The sequence below is a fragment of the Agrobacterium sp. YIC 4121 genome, assembly GCF_002008205.1.
GTDB lineage: Bacteria > Pseudomonadota > Alphaproteobacteria > Rhizobiales > Rhizobiaceae > Agrobacterium > Agrobacterium leguminum.
In genome coordinates this window covers 220,597-240,296 of record NZ_MRDI01000001.1, presented here as the reverse complement: position 1 = coordinate 240,296, position 19,700 = coordinate 220,597, and the positions used below count along the sequence as shown (strand labels likewise).

22 protein-coding genes are annotated in these 19,700 nt (G+C 61.2%); 11 read left to right on the top strand and 11 right to left on the bottom strand.

What is annotated here, in order from left to right:
* Positions 1-89: 89 nt before the first annotated feature.
* A complete protein-coding gene (locus tag BTE54_RS01285; RefSeq protein ID WP_078051217.1) occupies positions 90-1,364 on the top strand; it encodes a DUF3422 family protein in 1,275 nt (424 codons plus the stop codon).
* Between the two features lie 56 nt (positions 1,365-1,420).
* Here the strand turns inward: BTE54_RS01285 and BTE54_RS01280 are convergent, their stop codons facing one another.
* Positions 1,421-2,320: a LysR family transcriptional regulator gene (locus tag BTE54_RS01280; protein WP_020812657.1), complete on the bottom strand. Its 900-nt coding sequence runs from the start codon at positions 2,318-2,320 to the stop codon at positions 1,421-1,423.
* 110 nt (positions 2,321-2,430) lie between these two features.
* On the opposite strand from BTE54_RS01280, the gene BTE54_RS01275 reads away from it, so the two are divergent.
* From BTE54_RS01275 to glcF, 3 genes are all read left to right on the top strand, one after another.
* Positions 2,431-3,864: an FAD-linked oxidase C-terminal domain-containing protein gene (locus BTE54_RS01275; protein ID WP_078051495.1), complete on the top strand. Its 1,434-nt coding sequence runs from the start codon at positions 2,431-2,433 to the stop codon at positions 3,862-3,864.
* 259 nt (positions 3,865-4,123) lie between these two features.
* Entirely contained in the window at positions 4,124-5,338 is a 1,215-nt protein-coding gene (glcE, locus tag BTE54_RS01265) for a glycolate oxidase subunit GlcE (protein WP_078051215.1), read from the top strand.
* A gap of 3 nt (positions 5,339-5,341) precedes the next feature.
* Positions 5,342-6,643, top strand: a complete 1,302-nt coding sequence (glcF, locus tag BTE54_RS01260) for a glycolate oxidase subunit GlcF (protein WP_078051214.1) — start codon at positions 5,342-5,344, stop codon at positions 6,641-6,643.
* Between the two features lie 207 nt (positions 6,644-6,850).
* Here glcF and BTE54_RS01250 read toward each other — a convergent pair whose 3' ends face one another.
* Positions 6,851-7,510, bottom strand: coding sequence for an outer membrane beta-barrel protein (locus BTE54_RS01250; RefSeq protein WP_065654383.1), 660 nt, complete (start codon positions 7,508-7,510; stop codon positions 6,851-6,853).
* A 262-nt stretch (positions 7,511-7,772) separates the two neighbouring features.
* A complete protein-coding gene (locus tag BTE54_RS01245; RefSeq protein WP_078051213.1) occupies positions 7,773-8,549 on the bottom strand; it encodes a L,D-transpeptidase in 777 nt (258 codons plus the stop codon).
* A 236-nt stretch (positions 8,550-8,785) separates the two neighbouring features.
* Here BTE54_RS01245 and BTE54_RS01240 point away from each other — a divergent pair, with 236 nt between their 5' ends.
* Positions 8,786-9,415: a DNA-3-methyladenine glycosylase I gene (locus tag BTE54_RS01240; protein ID WP_078051212.1), complete on the top strand. Its 630-nt coding sequence runs from the start codon at positions 8,786-8,788 to the stop codon at positions 9,413-9,415.
* Positions 9,412-9,855 (top strand): hypothetical protein, encoded by a 444-nt coding sequence (locus BTE54_RS01235; RefSeq protein WP_078051211.1) that lies wholly within the window; start codon positions 9,412-9,414, stop codon positions 9,853-9,855. The genes BTE54_RS01240 and BTE54_RS01235 overlap by 4 nt, the downstream gene beginning before the upstream one ends.
* Positions 9,856-9,870: 15 nt before the next feature.
* Here BTE54_RS01235 and BTE54_RS01230 read toward each other — a convergent pair whose 3' ends face one another.
* A complete protein-coding gene (locus BTE54_RS01230) occupies positions 9,871-10,914 on the bottom strand; it encodes a YeiH family protein (RefSeq protein ID WP_143240686.1) in 1,044 nt (347 codons plus the stop codon).
* Between the two features lie 81 nt (positions 10,915-10,995).
* On the opposite strand from BTE54_RS01230, the gene BTE54_RS01225 reads away from it, so the two are divergent.
* Positions 10,996-11,913 (top strand): LysR family transcriptional regulator, encoded by a 918-nt coding sequence (locus BTE54_RS01225; RefSeq protein WP_065654378.1) that lies wholly within the window; start codon positions 10,996-10,998, stop codon positions 11,911-11,913.
* A 52-nt stretch (positions 11,914-11,965) separates the two neighbouring features.
* On the opposite strand, the gene BTE54_RS01220 is transcribed toward BTE54_RS01225, so the two are convergent.
* The 5 genes from BTE54_RS01220 to BTE54_RS01200 all read right to left on the bottom strand — a co-directional run bounded on the left by BTE54_RS01220 (position 11,966) and on the right by BTE54_RS01200 (position 14,090).
* Positions 11,966-12,340 (bottom strand): DUF305 domain-containing protein, encoded by a 375-nt coding sequence (locus BTE54_RS01220; RefSeq protein WP_078051210.1) that lies wholly within the window; start codon positions 12,338-12,340, stop codon positions 11,966-11,968.
* Positions 12,341-12,398: 58 nt separating this feature from the next.
* Positions 12,399-12,629 carry a hypothetical protein gene (locus BTE54_RS25215; protein ID WP_245316558.1) on the bottom strand — a complete coding sequence of 77 codons (231 nt, stop codon included), beginning with the start codon at positions 12,627-12,629 and terminating at the stop codon, positions 12,399-12,401.
* Positions 12,630-12,838: 209 nt separating this feature from the next.
* Positions 12,839-13,603, bottom strand: coding sequence for a hypothetical protein (locus tag BTE54_RS01210; protein WP_078051209.1), 765 nt, complete (start codon positions 13,601-13,603; stop codon positions 12,839-12,841).
* A gap of 18 nt (positions 13,604-13,621) precedes the next feature.
* Positions 13,622-13,879, bottom strand: a complete 258-nt coding sequence (locus BTE54_RS01205) for a type II toxin-antitoxin system RelE/ParE family toxin (protein ID WP_078051208.1) — start codon at positions 13,877-13,879, stop codon at positions 13,622-13,624.
* Positions 13,863-14,090, bottom strand: coding sequence for a DUF6290 family protein (locus BTE54_RS01200; RefSeq protein WP_013635548.1), 228 nt, complete (start codon positions 14,088-14,090; stop codon positions 13,863-13,865). Before BTE54_RS01200 ends, BTE54_RS01205 begins: the two co-directional genes overlap by 17 nt.
* 156 nt (positions 14,091-14,246) lie before the next feature.
* Between BTE54_RS01200 and hisS the strand changes: the two genes are divergently transcribed.
* From hisS to hisG, 4 genes are read left to right on the top strand one after another with little or no spacing between them, the layout of a single operon-like run.
* Positions 14,247-15,770: a histidine--tRNA ligase gene (gene hisS / locus BTE54_RS01195; protein WP_078051207.1), complete on the top strand. Its 1,524-nt coding sequence runs from the start codon at positions 14,247-14,249 to the stop codon at positions 15,768-15,770.
* Between the two features lie 4 nt (positions 15,771-15,774).
* Positions 15,775-16,143: a VOC family protein gene (locus BTE54_RS01190; protein ID WP_078051206.1), complete on the top strand. Its 369-nt coding sequence runs from the start codon at positions 15,775-15,777 to the stop codon at positions 16,141-16,143.
* A gap of 16 nt (positions 16,144-16,159) precedes the next feature.
* Positions 16,160-17,287: an ATP phosphoribosyltransferase regulatory subunit gene (locus BTE54_RS01185; protein WP_078051205.1), complete on the top strand. Its 1,128-nt coding sequence runs from the start codon at positions 16,160-16,162 to the stop codon at positions 17,285-17,287.
* Positions 17,284-17,976, top strand: coding sequence for an ATP phosphoribosyltransferase (gene hisG / locus BTE54_RS01180; RefSeq protein WP_078051204.1), 693 nt, complete (start codon positions 17,284-17,286; stop codon positions 17,974-17,976). The genes BTE54_RS01185 and hisG overlap by 4 nt, the downstream gene beginning before the upstream one ends.
* Before the next feature lie 60 nt (positions 17,977-18,036).
* Here hisG and BTE54_RS01175 read toward each other — a convergent pair whose 3' ends face one another.
* Both BTE54_RS01175 and BTE54_RS01170 read right to left on the bottom strand, forming a co-directional pair.
* Entirely contained in the window at positions 18,037-18,483 is a 447-nt protein-coding gene (locus BTE54_RS01175; RefSeq protein ID WP_003519535.1) for a DoxX family protein, read from the bottom strand.
* Positions 18,484-18,634: 151 nt separating this feature from the next.
* Positions 18,635-19,069 carry a hypothetical protein gene (locus tag BTE54_RS01170; RefSeq protein WP_078051492.1) on the bottom strand — a complete coding sequence of 145 codons (435 nt, stop codon included), beginning with the start codon at positions 19,067-19,069 and terminating at the stop codon, positions 18,635-18,637.
* Positions 19,070-19,700: the final 631 nt, after the last annotated feature.

Here is a 19,700-nt window from a genome sequence, read left to right as displayed (position 1 = left end):
CAAAACAATGACAGCGGCTTCGATTGCGGTGTTTTCATCGTGATCAATGTTTTAATAAAACCGGCGCAACAGGCGGGGACGATATTGCAATGGCCAAGGGTAGATTTGCTTTCGCAAGCGCGCCGGAAAGATCGCTGGCGCTCGGGGAGGTTCATGCGCGGCCGACGGTGCTTCTCGCGCCGTCGCGCATCATCGTCCAGCTCGCCTTCATGATGGATGGCGGTTCGGCCGTGCATCACTCGGTCATCGCGGAAATGTCGCGCAGCCGCGGTGTTGCGCCGCCGGAGCGCGATGCCCGTCACCATGCCATGCCCTGGGGGCAGGGGACCTTGCGCTGGGAGCGGCATACCGAATTCTCGACCTGGTTCTGGGATGGCCCCGCGCCGGAAAAATTCGGCGGCGAGATTGCCGGCGATCCCTTCGGCGACGGCTTTTCGCCGCCCGGCTCGCTGATCTCGGGCGTGCGGCTGGAAATCCGCCCGGAAAATGGCGTGGCGTCTCAGGCGGAGACGATCTTCGAGCCGACCAGCCTCTGTCACAGCGACGTGCGCGACGGTCAGGCGGCGATCCTCACCGATTTCCGGCAGGATCGCGACGGGCTGACACAGATATTGCTGATCGACCGGGGCTTGAGCGATTACAGCCGCGGCGCGCTGGTGCAGCGGCTGTTGGATATCGAGACCTATCGCACCCTTGCCATGCTCGGCCTGCCGATGGCGCAGACGCTTTCGCCGGAAATCCGTCGCATCGAAGATGGCCTGACCGGCATCACCCAGCGCATGAAAAACGGCGCGCGCGACGAGGCCGATGCGCTGCTGGCGGAAATGACCCGGCTTGCAGCCGAACTGGAAGCGAATGCCGCGCTCAGCCTCTATCGTTTCGGCGCCAGCCGCGCTTATGACGGCATCGTGCGCGAACGCATCCGGGCGCTTGCGGAAACCCCGGTGCAGGGCCACGAGACCATGGGCAGCTTTCTGGAACGGCGCATGGCGCCCGCCATGCGCACCTGTCAGTCGGTGGAGGAGCGGCAGGCCAACCTGTCGCGCAAGCTCTATCGCGCCACGGCGCTCGTCCGAAGCTGGATCGACGTGGAGCTGGAACGGCAGAATACGGTGTTGCTCAACACCATGAACAAGCGCGCCGCCATGCAGCTTCGCCTGCAGCAGACGGTCGAAGGCCTCTCGGTCGCCGCCATTTCCTATTATGTCGTCGGTCTGATCGGTTATCTCACCAAGGCGATCAGCCATGATGTGCTGCCGCTCGACCCCGCCGTCGTCACCGGCATCTCCGTTCCTTTCGCGGTTCTCGGCGTCTGGTGGGTGGTGCGCCGCATCCGCCGCTCCCATGCCGAGGGCGGGCACTGAGGGCCAAGTTTCCCTCATCCCTGTGACAAGCACAGGGATGAGGGAGTGGACCCGTTTCAGCCCTGCTCCCAATAGGGTGAAGGCCCATAGAGCCCGGCCAGATAATCGATGAACAGCCGAACCTTCGCAGGCAGGAACTGCCGGCTCGGATAAACCGCCGAGAGCGTCACGTTTCGCGATCCCTCATAACCCGGCAGAACCTGCACCAGCTTGCCGCTGCGCAATTCATGGCCGATATCCCAGGTGGAGCGCAGCGCAATGCCGAGCCCTGATATCACCGCCTCGCGGATCACCTCGCTGGAATTGGTGATGAGCATCCCTTCCGGGCGAATGCTCATCGCGCCGCCCGGTCCTTCCAGCCGCCAGACATCGTTATTATGAGCCGGCAGGCAGCGGTGCTTTTTCAGATCCTCGATTGTCGCGGGCATACCATGGGCCGCAACGTATTCCGCCGAAGCGCAGAGTACGCGGCGCACTGGCGCCAGCCTGCGGGCCACAAGGCTGGAGGAATTCAGATCGGCGATACGGATGGCCAGATCATAGCCGCCTTCGATGATGTCGATGAATTCGTCGCTCAGCACCAGATTGACCGAAAGATCAGGATGCCGCTCCATGAAACCCTTCAGATGCGGCGCGATATGCATGCGCCCGAAGGAGGTCGGCGCGGAAACCTTCAGCGTGCCGTTGACCGTATTGGCGCGGCCGGACACGAAATCCTCGGCCTCCTCCAGCCCTTCCAGCACCGCAAGCACCCGCTCGTAAAAGCCCTGTCCCGCTTCGGTCAGCGAGATTTGCCGTGTGGTGCGCTGGAAAAGCCGCGCGCCGAGCTTTTCTTCCAGCCGCTTGATGCGCTTGGAAATGACGGCGGGCGAATATCCAAGCTCCCTTGCGGCCAGCGACATGCTGCCGGAAGCGGCAACGCTTGCGAAGACTTCCAGATCGCCCAGATTCGTCATAGTTGCCCTCGATTGTTTCCAGAATGGAAAAAATCCATAACATTTGATTGCGCCGTTTCAAAGTGGTAAAGAAAGAATACCAGTTGGGAAAATGGCAGGGAGGAGGCGCGGTGACGCAGCCGATCAAGTTTCTGGAGCCGCGCGCGAAAGTCGTCGCCGGCCGCGACCGCATCATAGCGGACCTCAAGGATATTCTGCCGGCGGACTGTCTTGTGCACGAACCGCGCGAACTCGTGCCTTTCGAAACCGACGCCTTCGTTTCCTATCGCCGCCTGCCGCTGGCCGTGGCGTTGCCGAAAACGACGGAAGAGGTGGCGGCGGTGATGAAATATTGCCACCGTTACGGCATTCCGGTCGTGCCACGCGGGGCCGGCACCTCGCTCTCGGGCGGCGCGATCCCGCAGGAGGATGCGGTGGTGATCGGCCTTTCCAAGATGGCCTCGATCCTCGAGCTGGATTTTTATAACCGTACGGCGCGGGTGCAGGCGGGCGTCACCAATCTTTCCATTTCCGATGCGGCAGGTGCTGAAGGTTTCTTTTATGCGCCGGACCCCAGCTCGCAGCTTGCCTGCACCATCGGCGGCAATATCGGCATGAATTCCGGCGGCGCACATTGCCTGAAATACGGCGTTACCACCAATAATCTGCTCGGCGTGAAAATGGTGCTGGTGGATGGCACAGTGCTGGAACTGGGCGGCAAGCACCTCGATGCCGCCGACTACGATCTGCTCGCCCTCGTCTGCGGCTCGGAAGGCCAGCTCGGTATCGTGACGGAAGCGACGGTGCGGCTGATCGCCAGACCGGAAGGCGCGCGACCGGTGCTGTTCGGCTTCGAGACGTCGGAGGAAGCCGGCTCCTGCGTGGCCGATATTATCGGCGCGGGCATCATCCCGGTCGCCATCGAATTCATGGACAAGCCGGCCATCGAAATTTGCGAGGCTTTCGCCAAAGCGGGCTATCCGCTGGATGTCGGCGCGCTTCTGATTGTCGAGGTCGAAGGCTCCGAGGCGGAAATGGACGCAATGCTGGCCGACATCGTGGCGATTGCCCGAAAACATGGCGTGAAGACGGTGAAGGAATGTCAGTCGGCCATGGAAGCGGCGGCGATCTGGAAAGGCCGCAAATCCGCCTTCGGCGCAACCGGCCGCATCGCGGATTACATCTGCATGGATGGCACCGTGCCGCTCTCCCAGCTTTCTTATGTGCTAAAAAAGACGAGCGAAATCACCGACCGCCTCGGCCTGCGCGTCGCCAATGTCTTCCATGCCGGCGATGGCAATATGCACCCACTCATCCTGTTCAACGCCAACGATCCGGAGGATGCGGCCCGCGCCGAAGAGGCAGGCAATGAAATATTGAAGCTCTGCGTCGATGCCGGTGGCTGTCTGACCGGCGAACATGGTGTGGGCATCGAAAAACGGGATTTGATGCGCCACCAGTATGGTGAGGCGGATCTTGCCCAGCAGATGGCGGTGCGTGCGGCTTTCGACGAGGACTGGCTGATGAACCCTTCCAAGGTGTTTCCGCTGGAGGGGAGGGGATGATGGGTGTGAATTTCGTGACGGTGGTGGGTGTGGTTTACCCCCCTCTGCCCTGCCGGGCATCTCCCCCTCAAGGGGGGAGATTGGCGAGACGCACCTGCGTCGCTCCATCTCGACCGAAGAAAAACGCGGGACCTTGCCGCGAGTCGATCTCCCCCCTTGAGGGGGAGATGCCCGGCAGGGCAGAGGGGGGTGTCTCTTGCTCCGAGCGCAGTGTTTCCCACACAAACGTCGCTGTCCGATGCTCGGAGCCCACCACCCCATGCTGACCCCCTACGCAGAAACCCAGGTCGCCGACATCATCCGCGACCACGCCGCCCGAAAAGCCGCGCTGAAAATCATCGGCGGCAACACCCGCTCCGGTTTCGGCAATGCTGTCGCAGCAGATGAAGCACTCTCTTCCCGCGCGATGAACGGCATCGTCTCATACCTGCCCGCCGAAATGGTCATGACCGTCAAGGCCGGCACTCCGCTCGCAACCGTCGAAGCCGCCCTTGCAGAAAACCGCCAGATGATGGCCTTCGAGCCGATGGATCACCGCCCGATCATGGGCACCGAAGGCGAGCCCACCATTGGCGGTATCTTTGCCGCCAATGTTTCCGGCCCCCGCCGTTATGTGGCCGGTGCGGCTCGTGACAGCCTGCTCGGTATCCGTTTCGTCAATGGCAGCGGTGAGGTCATCAAGGCCGGCGGCCGGGTGATGAAGAATGTCACCGGGCTCGATCTGTCGAAGTTCCTGGCCGGGTCTTTCGGCACGCTCGGTTTCCTCACCGAAGTCACCTTCCGCGTGCTGCCGAAACCGCCTGCGGAAAAAACCGTGGTCGTTTCCAGTCTCGACGATGAAGCGGCGACGCGCATCATGGCGGCGGCGATGGCGATGAGTGTCGAGGTTTCCGGCGCGGCGCATCTGCCGGAAAGCGTTCGTTCCCGTTTCATCGATGGCGGATTGCCGGACGGCCCGGCGACCATCCTGCGGCTGGAAGGGCTTTCCGCTTCGGTGGAGGCGCGCACGGCCAAACTCCTTTCCGTCATGGACCGGGTCGGACCGTGGGCGCTGCTGGAGGGCGAGGAAAGCAGGCTTTTGTGGCGGCAGGTGCGCGATGTCGCGCCCTATGCCGGACAGGCGGCGAAGCCCTTGTGGAAAGTATCGGTCGCGCCTTCGGTTGGTCATCAGCTTGTCGCGGCGCTGCGCATGGAAGCGGGCATCGATGCCTTCTATGACTGGCAGGGCGGTCTCGTCTGGATGCAGATGGAGGCCGACCCCGAGGCGAATTTGCTGCGCGGCGCGATCCGGGCGCTTGGCGGCGGCCATGCAACTTTGGTGAGGGCGAGCGATGCGGTGCGCGCCACGGTCGCTGCCTTCGAACCGCGCCCGGCGGCGGAAGCGCTGCTTTCTGCGCGTATCAGGGAGAAGCTCGATCCGGCGGGCATCTTCAATCCCGGCAAGATGGCCGTAACAATGGAAAGGGCCGTCTGAACCATGCAAACATCCTTCACGCCCGAACAGCTGGCCGATCCGCATGTGGCGGAATCCGAAAAAATCCTGCGCAAATGTGTGCATTGCGGTTTCTGCACCGCCACCTGTCCCACCTATGTCACGCTCGGTAACGAGCTGGACAGCCCGCGCGGCCGCATCTACCTCATCAAGGATATGCTGGAAAACAGCCGCCCGGCAGACCGCGAGGTCGTCACCCATATCGACCGCTGTCTTTCCTGCCTTGCCTGCACCACCACCTGTCCCTCCGGCGTGGATTACATGCATCTGGTCGATCATGCCCGCGCCCATATCGAACAGACCTACAAGCGCCCCTTTATGGATCGGCTGATCCGCAATCTTCTGGTTGCTGTCCTGCCTCATCCAGCCCGTTTCCGGCTGGCGCTGCATCTGGCCCGGCTGGCGCGGCCTTTCTCCGGCCTGCTTGCCAAAGTTCCGGCGCTGAGGCCGCTGCAATCCATGCTCGCTCTCGCCCCCGCCGCCGTGCCTGCGGCCTCCGCGTCAACCCGTCCGGGAGAGCGGCCGGCCGAGGGCGAGAAGCGTGGACGCGTCGCCATCCTCACCGGTTGCGCCCAGCCGGTGCTCGATCCCGGTATCAACGAGGCGACGCTGCGCCTTCTGGCGCGGCTCGGCATCGAGGTCGTGGTGCCGAAGGGGGAGGGCTGCTGCGGTTCGCTGGTGCATCATATGGGCCGCGAGGAAGAGGCGCTCGCCTCGGCAAGGCGCAATGTCGATGTCTGGACGCGTGAGATGGAAAGCGGCGGTCTCGACGCCATCATCATCACCGCTTCCGGCTGCGGCACCACCATCAAGGATTACGGCCATATGCTGCGGCTCGATCCGGCTTACGCCGAAAAAGCCGCGCGGGTCTCGGCGCTCGCAAAGGACATCACTGAATATCTCGCCACCCTCGATCTGCCGCAAGGGCAAAGCCAGGGTCTCACGGTCGCCTATCATTCGGCCTGCTCCATGCAGCATGGCCAGAAGATCACGCTTGCGCCGAAACAACTCCTGAAGGCGGCGGGTTTTACCGTGCGCGATCCGGCGGAAGGGCATCTCTGCTGCGGCTCGGCCGGAACCTACAACATCCTGCAGCCGGAGATTTCCGCCAAACTCAAGGCGCGCAAGGTGAAGAACATCGAGGCCACCCGGGCGGATGTCATCGCCACCGGCAATATCGGCTGCATCACGCAGATCGGAACCGGCACGGATATGCCTATCCTGCACACGGTGGAGCTGTTGGACTGGGCCTATGGCGGGCCGAAACCGGCGAGGCTTTTGGTTTAGAGCGTGGTGTGCTCATAGGGCAGTGATCCAGCGCGCCATAACATGTGGCGCAAAGATTGGGTCGTAAGGGCTTTCTTTGTCCCCTCATCCCTGTGCTTGTCACAGGGATCCAGCCAGCCCAAGCCGTTGGGCTGAAGGGACTCTTCCCGCCGCGCAGACGCGCGTCGGCTGGATTCCTGTGACAAGCACAGGAATGAGGGAAGAGAGCTAGAACTTATACGCCACGCCGAAATTCACCGCATTGGTGATGATATCGGTTTTCAACGAGCCGCCATTGTCGATATCGACGTCGACGAAGGAATAGGTGCCCTTATATTCCACGAAGGTCGACCAGTTGTCGGTGATGCGGTAGCTGAGGCCGGCCTGCGCCTGCAGGGTTGCGCCGCCGAACTGGTATTCGAAGGTCTTGCCTGACGGGCGATATACTTCCACATGCGGCACGTTAATGCCGACGCCGGCGCCAACGTAAGGGGTGATGGGCAGCGATTCCAGCGGAAAACGGTAGAGCGCATTGAGCGTCAGAAGGTTCAGGCCATCGGTGAATTCGAAATGCGACCAGCCTGAGCGGGCAAGCGTCTGGTCATCGGCATAGACCTTGTCATGGGTGAAATCGAGCGAGATGCCGAAATTTCGCAGCTGGCCCTCGTCGAACCAGTAGGTGCCGCGCACGCCCCAATAGGGCGGATTGGAAAACGACTTGCCTTCCCATCCGGCCCGGAAATCCGGACCGTCGGAGACCTTCACATCGCTGTGCGGCGCGCTTTGCCAGCCGCCATAACCGGAAATTTCAAATTCGCCCGCGATTGCGGCAGAAAAGGAAGCGCCGCTGAACAGCAGGGCGCAAACAAATAAACAATGGCGCGGCATGGAGTGAATCCAGATTGATATCAGTAATTCACCAAACCGTTTTTTGATAACATTTGAATGACAGAAACGAAAAACGGGCGGCCGATTGACCACCCGTTTTAAGGCCGTTCCATCATCCCCTGAGAGAGGTCCGGCTCCTGGCGTCCCCCGCCAAGTTTCATTCCAATGAAGTGAGCCGGATTGTACCGCCGCAAGGCGGCAATTCAAGCGGATACGCCGCCACACCGGCTCTGAAGCGGCCGGAAAGGCTGAACCGTTGCCGTCATATCACAATGACCTTGGTTCCGACGTTGACGCGCTCGTAAAGATCGGTGACATCCTCGTTGCGCATGCGGATGCAGCCGGAGGAATTGTTGCTGCCGATCGTCCACGGCTGGTTGGTGCCGTGGATGCGATAAAGCGTCGAGCCGAGATACATGGCGCGCGCGCCCATCGGGTTCGCCGGGCCGCCTTCCATGAAGGCCGGCAGATAGTGTCCCTTCCTCGCCTCGCGGCTGATCATTTCCTTCGGCGGGGTCCAGCTCGGCCATTCCGCCTTGCGGGTTACCTTGTGGGTGCCGGCCCATTCGAAACCGGGCTTTCCGACGCCAACGCCGTACCGCCGGGCCTTGCCATCGGCGAGCACGAGATAGAGGAAACGGTTCGGCGTATCGATGACGATGGTGCCGGGCTTTTCATCGGTCGGGTAGGTGACGATCTGCGGCAGGAATTGCGGCGCGATCTGGGTGCGCACCGGCGCGTTGGGGCGGACGGCGGCATTCTGCACCCGTGCCGGGCGCTGCGATGTGACGCCGGAGCTGGGGCGCTGCGGCATAGCGGCCTGGCGCTGCTGGAAGAACGGCTGGCGTGCGGCAGGCGCGCGCGGATAAACCACGGGCCGCACATTGCCGCGACCGCCGAGCTGGGTGACCCAGGGCGCCGAAAGATCCGGGCTGACGACGACGGGCGGGCGCTCGCGATAACGCTCATTGGCCATGGCGGCCGGGGCGGCAAAGGTGGAAACGAGGCTCAGCGCCAGAAAAACGGACTTCATCGTCATCGGGTGGACTCTCTCTGCGGGATGTCGCAACTATGGATTTGCGGGACTGTTCGCCCGCTTTGCCGGACACGTTCGCACCTTGACGCCAGCGAATCGTAAATGGCTGTTCATTAAAAAGCGCTTGATTAGGGAAAGCTGGATTTAAGGTTAGCACCCGGTTTTGAAACGTGGTGAATGAGTGGTAAGTGCGCGGTCCGAACCGGTCACGGGCGGGAGCGGAAAAGGGTGGTTGCGGAATGAATGAAGCGGGACTTGAAACGGGCGCGGATGGCCTTGTGCGGTGTTTCTGGCAGCAGGGGCTTGCGGATTACAGCCGTTACCACGACGAGGAATGGGGTTATCCCGTCACCGACGATCGCCGCCTTTTCGAGAAGATCTGTCTGGAAGGTTTCCAGTCCGGCCTTTCCTGGCTGACGGTTCTGCGCAAGCGCGAGGCGTTCCGTCTTGCCTTCGCCAATTTCGAATTCGAAAAGGTGGCGGAATTCGGTGACGCCGATATCGAGCGTTGCCTTGCCGACAAGGGCATCATCCGCCATCGCGGCAAGATCGTCTCGACCATCAACAATGCCCGCCGCGCCATGGAGTTGCGCGATGAATTCGGTTCGCTCGCCCATTATTTCTGGGGTTTCGAACCGGCCGCCGCAGAAAGGCCGCAAAGGCTGGACTATGCGACGTTAAGGGCCAACCCCACCAGCGACGCCTCCATCCGTCTTTCGAAGGACTTGAAGAAGCGGGGCTGGAGTTTCGTCGGCCCGACGACCGTCTATGCATTCATGCAGGCCATGGGTATGGTCAACGACCATATCGAAGGCTGTCATTGCCGCCAGCCGATAGAGGCCATGCGGCGGGAGTTTGTACGCCCATGAAGATAACCTCCCTTCTTCTGGCTCTCACCATGGCCGTGGCCGCCGTGCCGCATGCCTCCTTCGCGGAAGGCCGCAATGTCGACGGCATATGGCTCGATGACGGCGAAAGGCTGAAGCAGGTGGCGCTGCCGCCGGCCGGGCCGCTGAAGCTTGACGGCTGGACGCGGCGCGGGCGCGGCGATGTCTATCGCCTGAAGGTGAAGGCCGGGCAGACGGTGAAGATCGAGCTTGCCGCCTCCAGCGAATTCGTGCTGATGGCGGTCTTCGATTTTTCGACGCCGGATGAGGACGCGATCTTCTTCAGCGATTCCGAAGGCAAGGTCGCAACCCTGACGCCGAAGGCGGATACGGAATGGCTGATCCGCCCGACGCTCATCCTGGGATCGCCGCGCCGCGGTCTCGGCGCGCATTACACGCTGACGGTCAGCACCGGGAAATAACAGCCCGCCTTTTGCTTAGGTCGTCTGTGTCAGCAGGATCAGGCCAAAACTCAGAACGCCCAGCAGCACCAGCGACAGGCTGGCGGCGACGATGACCTTGCCGCCGGCATGGCGAAGGCTGCGAATATCGACCGAAAGGCCCAGCGCCGCCATCGACATGATGGTGAGAATGTTGGAAAGCGAGGCGACAGGGCCGATCAGAGCCTCAGGAATGAGACCGAAGGACCGGGCCATGATCATCAGCACGAAGGCGATGATGAACCACGGAACCATCTGCTGCAATCTCAGGCGTTCCGTGCCGGACTGGCCATGGATGACGGAGAGGGCGGCGATCACAGGCCCCAGCATCAGCACGCGGATGAGCTTGACGATGGTGCCGGTCTGCACGGCGATTGCGCCGAGCGGGGCTGTGGCGGCCAGAACCTGCGGCACGGCATAGACCGTCAGGCCGGCAAAAATGCCATATTGGGTGGCGTCGAGACCCAGAAGCTGCGGCAGAAACGGCATCAGCAGCACGGCGACAACACCGAGAACGGCGGTGAAGGCAATCGAGGCTGCGACATCTTCCGGCTTGGCACCGATGGCGGGTGCGGCGGCGGCAATCGCGGAATTGCCGCAGATGGAGTTGCCGCAGGCAATCAGCGTCGCAAGCTTGGGCGGCAGACCGAGCATCCGCCCGGCGGCATAGCTGACGATCAGCGACAGCGCGACGATCAGCGCAATGCCGCCGATCAGCAAACCGCCGGCACCTTTGAGGATGGAGAGGCTCAAGGATGCGCCAAGAAGCGCCACCGCGATTTCAAGCAGCGTCTTGGCGCTGAATTTGATGCCGGCCGAGGCAACCGCGGGCAGAGACACCAGCGAACGCAGCAGCGTGCCGATCAGAATGGCGAGCACCAGATCGCCGAGCCATGCATGGCCTGCAAGCCGCACCTGAAAGCGCTCCGCCAGAATGGCGGCGCAGCTGACCGCCGCGCAGATGAGAATGCCCGGCAGAAGCGGGGTGAGCCAGCGAAGCGAAAACTGAAAGGGATGAGCGAGGGTGCGATGTTGTGCCATGGCCAGACAATGCCGTAGCGACCTGTTTTATTCTATAAAATAATATGGCATATATTATTCGATAAAATCGAATGAAAAGCCATGACCTTCGAACAACTCCGCATCTTCATCGCCGTTGCCGAACGCGAGCACCTTACAAGGGCCGCCGAAGCCATCGGTTTGACCGCCTCCGCCGTCAGCTCCGCCATCAAGAATCTCGAGGCCTTTTATAATGTCGAGCTGTTCCATCGCGTCGGCCGCAACATCGAACTGACGGAAAGCGGCCGGGCGTTTCTGGGCGAAGCGAAGGCGACTCTGGCGCGTGTGCGCAATGCCGAATTGATTCTTTCTGAAATGGGCGGGCTTACGCGCGGCGAAATCACCGTCTGCGCCAGCCAGACGATTGCAAGCTACTGGCTGCCGCCGATCCTGATGCAGTTCAAGAAGCTTTATCCGGGCGTGACCGTGCGGCTCGATATCGGCAATACCAAGACGGTTACACAGGCCGTGCTCGACGGTCTGGCAGAGGTCGGTTTCATCGAAGGCAGGATCGATGAGCCGGCCTTGATGGTGCAGCCGGTCGTCTCCGACAAGCTTCTGGTGGTCACCGGTTCGGCCCATCCCTTCGCGGATGGCCGTTATCTCACCGCGCTCGATATGCTCTACGGCACCTCATGGGTCCTGCGCGAGCAGGGCTCCGGCACCCGCTCCGCCTTCGAGGCGGCGGTGCGGCAGATGGGGGTGGATCCCGGCGAGCTTTCCGTCATGCTCGAACTGCCGTCTAACGAGGCGGTGGTGATGGCGGCACGCTCCGGCGGTGCGGCCACGGCGGTTTCCGCCTCCGTCGCCTCGCTGTTTTTGCGGCAGGGGCTGCTGGTCCGAGCCGGCATCGATCTGCCTGCCCGCAACTTCGCTTTGCTGCGCCACAAGGAACGCCATACCAGCCGGGCGGCCATGGAGCTGGAGCGCCTCAGCCGTGCGGCCTCGGAGGACTACAAGGCCGGTCTCGCAGGGTTGTAACCTTGTGGGGAGGGAGCGCCAGCCGGCGCTCCCCGTTTGACAATTGCGGTCGTCACTTGCCCTTGGACTTCAGCCAGGCCTTCATCATGGCGATCTCGCCTTCCTGCGCCTTGATGACTTCTTCAGCCAGCTTGCGGATTTCCGGGTCCTTGCCGTATTTTAACTGCACCTTGGCCATATCGATCGCGCCCTGATGGTGCGGGATCATGCCGCGCACGAAATCGACATCGGCATCGCCGCTATAATCGATGGCCATATCGCCATGCATTTTCTTGCTGGCTTCCATGAAGGCCTTGGTGGAAGTGCTGTCGCTCATAGTGCCTTTTGACATGTCGTGTCCGGCATGGCCGCCCGCTTCCTGTGCGAGAACGGGCATGGCGAGGGAGGCTGCAAAAGCGGCGGCGAGCGTAATGGTCTTGATAGACATGGATTATCCTTCCTGTGTCTGACGGATTTTTCGAAGATGGGTCTGAAAAAATCTGGGGTCAGGCGCGGGGAGGCGGTAGCGGCGGCGCGGAAGCCTTGCCGTCAAAGACGATGCCGCGCTGCGGCTTCGGATAGGCGAATGTCACCCGGCCGCTATCGGCGAAGATCGTTCGCGGAACCACGATCAGGCAGGCGGCGCAGGAACCGGGATGTGCGGCATCGCCACCATGCGGGCAGCAACCGCCCGTGCCTGCTCCATGAGCCCCATTTTCCGCATGCGCCCGAGACACTTGGTCCCGATCCGCGGCTCGATGCGAATGGGCATCTTCATGTTTCATCGGCACCTGCGAGGAAGCTGCCATGCCTGTGGCCATCGGCATGCTCATCGCCATCTGCGCCGGCATTGCGCCGTATAGCAGGCAGGCAAGGAACATCAATGTGCGGACCACCTGGGACATGGCGTGAATTTACCGCTGGAATTATGGAATAAGCATGGCCATCAGGTCAGTTCACGCGCAATGACGTGATGCACGATGCGGTAATCCCTGCTTTCCTCGCCAAACGGGGCAAGCGGCCACTTCCATGCGGCGGCGGGGGCAGGAGGAACGATGCCATGCAGCAGGTCTTCATGCTGGTGCAGGTTGCCGTCTTTGCCGATGACGTCGAAGGAGGTGTCCGTTATCAGGCAGGCTTTGCAGGGCAGGCCAGCCAGCGCTTCCAGATGGGTGTGAATGAGCTTCGGCAGAAGATCGTCCGGGGCATTTGCGATCTTTTCCCGCTCCAGCCGGTGGCGTGCGCCGGTGCCGATCTGTGACAGGAGATTGGCCGATACCACGAGATCGAGATAGGGCACCCGCCGCAGGAAATCGAGCGGTTCGGCCGGCCGGCCGGCGAGAACGTCGTCAAATCCGGAAAGATCGCGGTTGGCGATGCGGACATTCTTTTTGGCATTGAGGCGCAGCTTCGCCTGCACGCTGGCGAGATGCACCAGATCGACCAGCACGACCGTATCGAACATCGCCACCAGCGCATCATAGGGCACATCGCGCAACAGGCCCGAGCCCAGCACAACGGCCGTTCGCCGCTGCTTCAGCTTTCTGGCCGAGTGCAGCACGAATTGCCGGCTGTTGTTTTCATGCTCCGCCCAGGCTTTGGCGCAGCGGTTGGCGCGCGCCCAGAGGTTGACGGAATAGCGGATATGCGGCCGGAATTCTTTCGGCGTGACCGCGCGTGTGGCGGCATATTGCAGGGCTTCGAGGATCATGAATGCCTAACGGTAGATTTAACGGCGATGGCCGATTTCGACCACCAGCACGACGAGCTTGTGATCCTGTATATCGCAGATGATGCGGTAATCGCCCACCCGGTAGCGCCAGAAATTTCCGAGCTCGGAGCCTTGCAGGGCGTCGCCGGTCTGGCGTGGATCATCCAGTGCCACCAATCGTTCATGCAGAAAACTCCGGATTCGCTGGCGCGTTTCCGGATTTATCTTGCGCATCTCTTTCTGGACAAGCGTGTGATATTCAATTGTCCAGATCACGCCAGAACTCCTCGGCGCTTACAACCTTCGATTCTCCACGCTGAATGCGCCGCGTCGCCTCTTCCGCAAGATAGAGATCTTCCATATCTTCGATATGTTTCTCGATCGCCTCGCGGATGTAATAGGCGGATGTGCGGCCGGTGCGCTCAGAAAGCGCTTTCAGCCGCTCATAGGTCTCATCAGGCAGGCGTATGGCCGTCTGTTTGCTCATGGGTCGCGTCCTTCCCGATCCGAATTGGGATACATGCATCCCATATAGCCCGCTTGGCTGCGTGAGCCAGTAAGACCGGAGCCTTTGCGGCTTGCCGCACCGGACTTCATCCTCTAATACACCGGCTTGATTTCAGGAAAATATCGGATCGGCCCCATGAGCGAAAAAGCAAAAAAGCCTCAGAAACTGAAAGCCCGCCTGCCGCGCGGCTTCGTGGATCGCTCGGTTGCCGATATTCATGCCACCAATGAGATGATCGAGAAGATCCGCAGGGTCTATGAGCTTTACGGTTTCGATCCGGTGGAAACCCCGCTGTTCGAATATACCGATGCGCTCGGCAAGTTCCTGCCCGATAGCGACCGTCCGAACGAAGGCGTGTTTTCGCTTCAGGACGATGACGACCAATGGATGAGCCTGCGCTACGATCTGACCGCGCCGCTCGCCCGCCATGTCGCGGAAAATTTCAACGAAATCCAGCTGCCATACCGCACCTATCGCGCCGGTTACGTGTTCCGCAATGAAAAGCCCGGCCCCGGCCGCTTCCGGCAGTTCATGCAGTTCGATGCCGATACGGTGGGCGCCGCCGGTGTGCAGGCCGATGCCGAAATGTGCATGATGATGGCCGATACGCTGGAAGCGCTCGGAATTCAGCGCGGCGACTATGTCATTCGCGTCAACAACCGCAAGGTGCTCGATGGCGTCATGGAAGCCATCGGCCTCGGCGGCGAGGACAATGCCGGTCGTCGCCTCAACGTTCTGCGCGCCATCGACAAGCTCGACAAGTTCGGTCCCGAAGGCGTGAAGCTGCTGCTCGGCCCCGGCCGCAAGGATGAATCCGGCGACTTCACAAAGGGCGCTGGTCTTGGCGAGGAGCAGATCGAAAAGGTGCTGTTTTTCGTCGGCATCAAGGATTATGCGGAAAGCGCCGACGATCTGGCCAAACTGGTCGCGGGCACCTCGAAAGGTGAGGAAGGCGTTGAGGAGCTGAACATCATCGGCGCTCTGGTCACCAGTGCCGGTTACGATGCAACGCGCATCAAGATCGACCCCTCGGTCGTTCGCGGCCTCGAATATTATACCGGCCCCGTCTATGAGGCCGAGCTGAGCTTCGACGTCACCAATGAAAAGGGTGAAAAGGTCGTGTTCGGTTCCGTTGGCGGCGGCGGGCGTTATGACGGCCTCGTTTCGCGCTTCATGGGCCAGCCGGTTCCGGCCACGGGCTTCTCGATCGGCGTTTCGCGCCTGATGACGGCGCTGAAGAACCTCGGCAAGCTCGGTCAGGTCAAGCCGCTCGCTCCCGTTCTCATCACCGTCATGGATGGCGATGTGGAAAGCATGGGCCGTTACCAGCGCTTCACGCAGGCACTGCGCGCGGAAGGCATCCGCGCTGAAATGTATCAGGGCAACTGGAAGAAATTCGGCAACCAGCTGAAATATGCCGACCGCCTCGGCTCCCCAATCGCCATCATCCAGGGCGGTGACGAGCGCGCCGAAGGTGTGGTGCAGATCAAGGATCTGATCGAAGGCAAGCGCCTGTCCGGCGAGATCGAGGACAATGCCAGCTGGCGCGAGGCGCGCGTGGCGCAGGTCAGCGTGCCGGAAGCCGAGCTGGTGGCGAAGGTCCGCGAGATTCTGGAGCATCAGGCAGAGGACGTTCGCCGCGCCGCCGAAGGGCGCTGAAGCCATGGCGATCCTTGCGCTCGACCATATTCAACTAGCGATGCCGGCGGGCCGCGAAGATGAGGCGCGCTCTTTTTATGGCGGCCTGCTCGGCTTTGCGGAGCAGGCCAAGCCCGCCAATCTCGCCGCGCGCGGCGGGTGCTGGTTCAGCCATGGTTCGATAAAACTGCATCTCGGCGTCGAGCAGGATTTCCGCCCGGCGAAGAAAGCCCATCCGGCCTTTCTGGTCGATGATATGGCAACCTTGCGAAAAACACTTGAAACAGCAGGCTGCCATGTGGTTGAGGATGAGCCGCTTGAAGGGTATCACCGGTTTTATGTCCATGATCCTTTCGGAAACCGCATCGAAATGATGCAGCCGCTCGAACCGTGACGAAAAGTACCGTTCCATGCCCCTGATCGACATGCCGGAATTTTCCGGAGAGCTACTGGAAGAATTCGCCGCGCGCCGCACGAGCCGTGTGAACACGCCCGTCATCCAGCCCGCCGAACCGTTTCTGGATATGGCTGGCGAGGATTTGCGCCGCCGTATCTTCATGACGGAGAGCGAAACGGGTGAGAGCCTGTGCCTGCGCCCCGAATTCACCATTCCCGTCTGCCTGCGCCATATCGAGACGGCGACCGGCACGCCGAAGCGTTATTCCTATCTCGGCGAAGTCTTCCGCCAGCGCCGCGAAGGTGCCAACGAGTTTTATCAGGCCGGTATCGAGGATCTTGGCGATACCGATATCGCCGCTGCCGATGCCCGTGCCGTCATTGACGCCACCGGCATTCTGCAGCGCCTGCTGCCGGGCCGGTCGCTTGCCGTCACTCTGGGCGACCAGCAGGTGTTCGAAGCGGTTGTTGCCGCCCTCGGCCTGCCGCTCGGCTGGCAGAAGCGGCTGGTGCAGGCATTCGGCGATATGGCGCAGCTGGAAGCGCTGCTGGAAAGTCTTGTGCATCCCAAACCCATGACCGGTCTCGATGCCCGCGTCGCCGGCCTTCTGGCGACGGGCGACGAGACAGTGCTGGTCGATTATCTCGATACGGTGATGCAGGAGACCGGCTATTCCACCAATGCCAGCCGCGCGCCGCAGGAAATCGCCCGCCGCCTGCGGGAAAAACTGGCGCTTGCCGCCACGCGCCTGCCGGATGAAAGCTTCGCGCTGCTCAAGCAGTTCCTGGCCCTGAAGGCGCCTCTGCCGCAGGCCTCGCAGGTTCTGGCGGATTTTGCCGCAAAGGCGAAGCTGAAACTGGATGGCGCGCTTTCCGCTTTCGACAAACGCGTCGCAGCGCTTGCCAATGCCGGTGTCGATCTCGAAACCGTCACCTATGGCGCGGCCTTCGGTCGCCCGCTCGATTATTATACCGGCCTCGTTTTCGAGGTGGTGGAAGCGGGCGGAGACAGCGTTCTGGCCGGTGGCGGCCGTTTCGACCGGCTGCTGACCCTGCTCGGCGCACAGGAAAAAATCCCGGCCGTGGGCTTTTCGCTCTGGCTGGATCGCATCGAAACGGTGCGCGGGAGCGACAAGCCATGATTACCATCGCATTGCCCTCCAAGGGCCGGATGAAAGAAGACGCCTCCGCCGTTCTGGAACGCGCCAGGCTGAAAGTCGCGGCTGTCGGCAATGACCGCTCCTATCGCGGCCGCATCGAAGGGCGCGACGATATCGAGATCGCCTATCTCTCGGCTTCCGAGATCGCCCGCGAGATCGGTGCCGGCACTGTGGATTTCGGCGTGACGGGAGAGGACCTCGTACGCGAGGGGCTGACCAATGCCGATGCGCAGGTGGAGTTCTGCGCACGCCTCGGTTTCGGCCATGCGGATGTCGTGGTCGCCGTGCCGGAAATCTGGCTGGATGTGGACAGCATGGCCGATCTCGGCGATGTCGCTTCGGAATTCCGCGCCCGTCATGGCCGCAGGCTTGCCATCGCCACCAAATATTGGCGGCTGACGCAGCAGTTCTTTTCGCGCCAGCACGGCATTCAGCTTTATCGCATCGTTGAAAGCCTTGGCGCGACCGAAGGTGCACCGGCCGCAGGGCAGGCGGATATCATCGTCGATATCACCTCGACCGGCTCGACGCTGAAGGCCAACCACCTGAAAATTCTCTCCGACGGCATCATCGTCCGTTCGGAAGCCTGCTTCGTGCGCGCCCGCAAGCCGGAACATGACGGCGATGCCGCGGTTCAGGAGATCGCCTCGCGCATCAGGGCTGCGGTCTGACGACGTAAAAAAAGCCGCCGGAGCGATCCGGCGGCTTTTTTATTGGTCGATCCATTTGGCTTATGCGTGGGCCACAGCCGCGCCGCGCTTGGCGTCGACGGAGTAGGCGCCGGGGCCGAAGGCGGCAAGCAGGATATAAGCGCCGGCAAGTGTGATGTTCTTCACCATCATGATGCCGTTCAGCGTGTTGATCCAGCCAAGAGCCGGCTCAGGCCAGCCGGGTACGGCAACGGTGCCGCTGTGGAACACCAGACCGGTGAAGACGCAGAAGACGGCAAGCGCCCAGGCAGCGATTTTGGTCTGGAAACCAGCGAGAATGGCAAGACCGGCAACGAGTTCGAACAGGCCTGCAATATAGGCAAGCGCGGTTGCAGCGGGTAGGCCGGCACCCGTGATCATGCCGGCCGTACCGGCCGGATCGACGAGCTTGCTGAAGCCCGAGGTGATGAAGATGAAGGAAAGCAGAATACGGGCGATGAGAACGAGAACGTTCTGGCTGCTGGACATGGATATCTCCGGTAAATAATCGGCGTGTCGCCGGTTGAACTGCAATGTCTGGAGACATCAATGACCGAAAATCATCCGCCCATAAAGATGAACAATAGAAGACAAATCGTCTTCATTTTGTGAACGGTGCTGGGCGTCTGTCCCGCCATGTTCAGGCGGCGAAGCGAATATCCTCAAAGCGCGGAAACAGGAAAAGCCCTGATATGCGCCCTTGCTGGCCGTCGTCGAAGCCGGAAGATTCTCCCATGCAGATGACCGGCTGCCGCATCGCCGGCAAGATGGAGAGGCCGGATGAAAAACAGAAACGTGAAGGTGCGGTGGAAACCTGCTCGAAAAGTTCCAGAACGCGGGCGTGGTCAGCGCGGTCGTAACAGCGGACAAGGCTGAGCAATCCGCACTCGCCCGGCGGCAGGCCGTGCATGAACGATGCGTGTTCGCCGAGGCGGATGACGCCACTGGAAAGATCGCTGCTCCACTCCTCCGACATGAAGAAATGCGACAGGGTGCGGGGATCGGGCGTGGCTGTTACCGCCGCAGGCAGAGCATCGTTGCGTCTTGATATTTCAAACAAATCGCGCCCCCGCATGAACACGTGCCAGCGCCGCCAATTCAAGCGCCACTGCCAGGTTGAACCTTTACCGCCACCCGCAGTCGAACGTATTTGCCAGGCATCGAAACCCCTTTCAATGCTGGCCGCCCCGTCGCGGAACCCTTACGGGGGCTGACTTATAGTTTATTTTCCCCTGCCTACAACAACCAGTCAGTGAGAAAATCAAAAATATTATGTATTTCTTCTTCAAAATCGCGAGACATGCGAAAAAGCACAACTAAATAGCGCACTTATAAGCCGATCCGAGTGGAAATCGGCCCCGTATGGGGCGGTGATTCGCTCTTGGATGTGCCCCATTATTGCATGGGGTTGCAAAAATAGCCGGATAAAATCAGGCCTGTTCCAAAACGGGACAATACACGAACCCTTCCGCTTTCGGCCTTCAGAATTATGCAACCTGTTGATTTCATGAGGCATCTCTTGCGAGAGCGTCGATAAGGTGCGCCGCCTTCCGGCAATCCCACAGGCACGGCAAAGAAAAGGGCGGTCCGAAGACCGCCCTTTCTTAATTCCGGTGACAGGACCGATTAGAAGTCCATGCCGCCCGTCGGGCGCGCTTGCGACGCCGGACGCACTTAACGGGCACGGGCGGCAAAGAAAAAGGGCG

Excerpts from the sequence above, each read along its gene's own strand:
- hisS (WP_078051207.1), top strand. The coding sequence starts at position 14,247 with ATGAGCGAAAAAGCAAAAAAGCCTCAGAAACTGAAAGCCCGCCTGCCG.
- BTE54_RS01240 (WP_078051212.1), top strand. The coding sequence starts at position 8,786 with ATGAATGAAGCGGGACTTGAAACGGGCGCGGATGGCCTTGTGCGGTGT.
- BTE54_RS01250 (WP_065654383.1), bottom strand. The coding sequence starts at position 7,510 with ATGCCGCGCCATTGTTTATTTGTTTGCGCCCTGCTGTTCAGCGGCGCT.
- BTE54_RS01235 (WP_078051211.1), top strand. The coding sequence starts at position 9,412 with ATGAAGATAACCTCCCTTCTTCTGGCTCTCACCATGGCCGTGGCCGCC.
- BTE54_RS01200 (WP_013635548.1), bottom strand. The coding sequence starts at position 14,090 with ATGAGCAAACAGACGGCCATACGCCTGCCTGATGAGACCTATGAGCGG.
- glcF (WP_078051214.1), top strand. The coding sequence starts at position 5,342 with ATGCAAACATCCTTCACGCCCGAACAGCTGGCCGATCCGCATGTGGCG.
- BTE54_RS01190 (WP_078051206.1), top strand. The coding sequence starts at position 15,775 with ATGGCGATCCTTGCGCTCGACCATATTCAACTAGCGATGCCGGCGGGC.
- BTE54_RS01285 (WP_078051217.1), top strand. The coding sequence starts at position 90 with ATGGCCAAGGGTAGATTTGCTTTCGCAAGCGCGCCGGAAAGATCGCTG.
- BTE54_RS01170 (WP_078051492.1), bottom strand. The coding sequence starts at position 19,069 with ATGCGGGGGCGCGATTTGTTTGAAATATCAAGACGCAACGATGCTCTG.
- BTE54_RS01185 (WP_078051205.1), top strand. The coding sequence starts at position 16,160 with ATGCCCCTGATCGACATGCCGGAATTTTCCGGAGAGCTACTGGAAGAA.
- BTE54_RS01230 (WP_143240686.1), bottom strand. The coding sequence starts at position 10,914 with ATGGCACAACATCGCACCCTCGCTCATCCCTTTCAGTTTTCGCTTCGC.
- BTE54_RS01245 (WP_078051213.1), bottom strand. The coding sequence starts at position 8,549 with ATGACGATGAAGTCCGTTTTTCTGGCGCTGAGCCTCGTTTCCACCTTT.
- BTE54_RS01225 (WP_065654378.1), top strand. The coding sequence starts at position 10,996 with ATGACCTTCGAACAACTCCGCATCTTCATCGCCGTTGCCGAACGCGAG.
- glcE (WP_078051215.1), top strand. The coding sequence starts at position 4,124 with ATGCTGACCCCCTACGCAGAAACCCAGGTCGCCGACATCATCCGCGAC.
- BTE54_RS01220 (WP_078051210.1), bottom strand. The coding sequence starts at position 12,340 with ATGTCTATCAAGACCATTACGCTCGCCGCCGCTTTTGCAGCCTCCCTC.
- BTE54_RS01280 (WP_020812657.1), bottom strand. The coding sequence starts at position 2,320 with ATGACGAATCTGGGCGATCTGGAAGTCTTCGCAAGCGTTGCCGCTTCC.
- BTE54_RS01210 (WP_078051209.1), bottom strand. The coding sequence starts at position 13,603 with ATGATCCTCGAAGCCCTGCAATATGCCGCCACACGCGCGGTCACGCCG.
- hisG (WP_078051204.1), top strand. The coding sequence starts at position 17,284 with ATGATTACCATCGCATTGCCCTCCAAGGGCCGGATGAAAGAAGACGCC.
- BTE54_RS01175 (WP_003519535.1), bottom strand. The coding sequence starts at position 18,483 with ATGTCCAGCAGCCAGAACGTTCTCGTTCTCATCGCCCGTATTCTGCTT.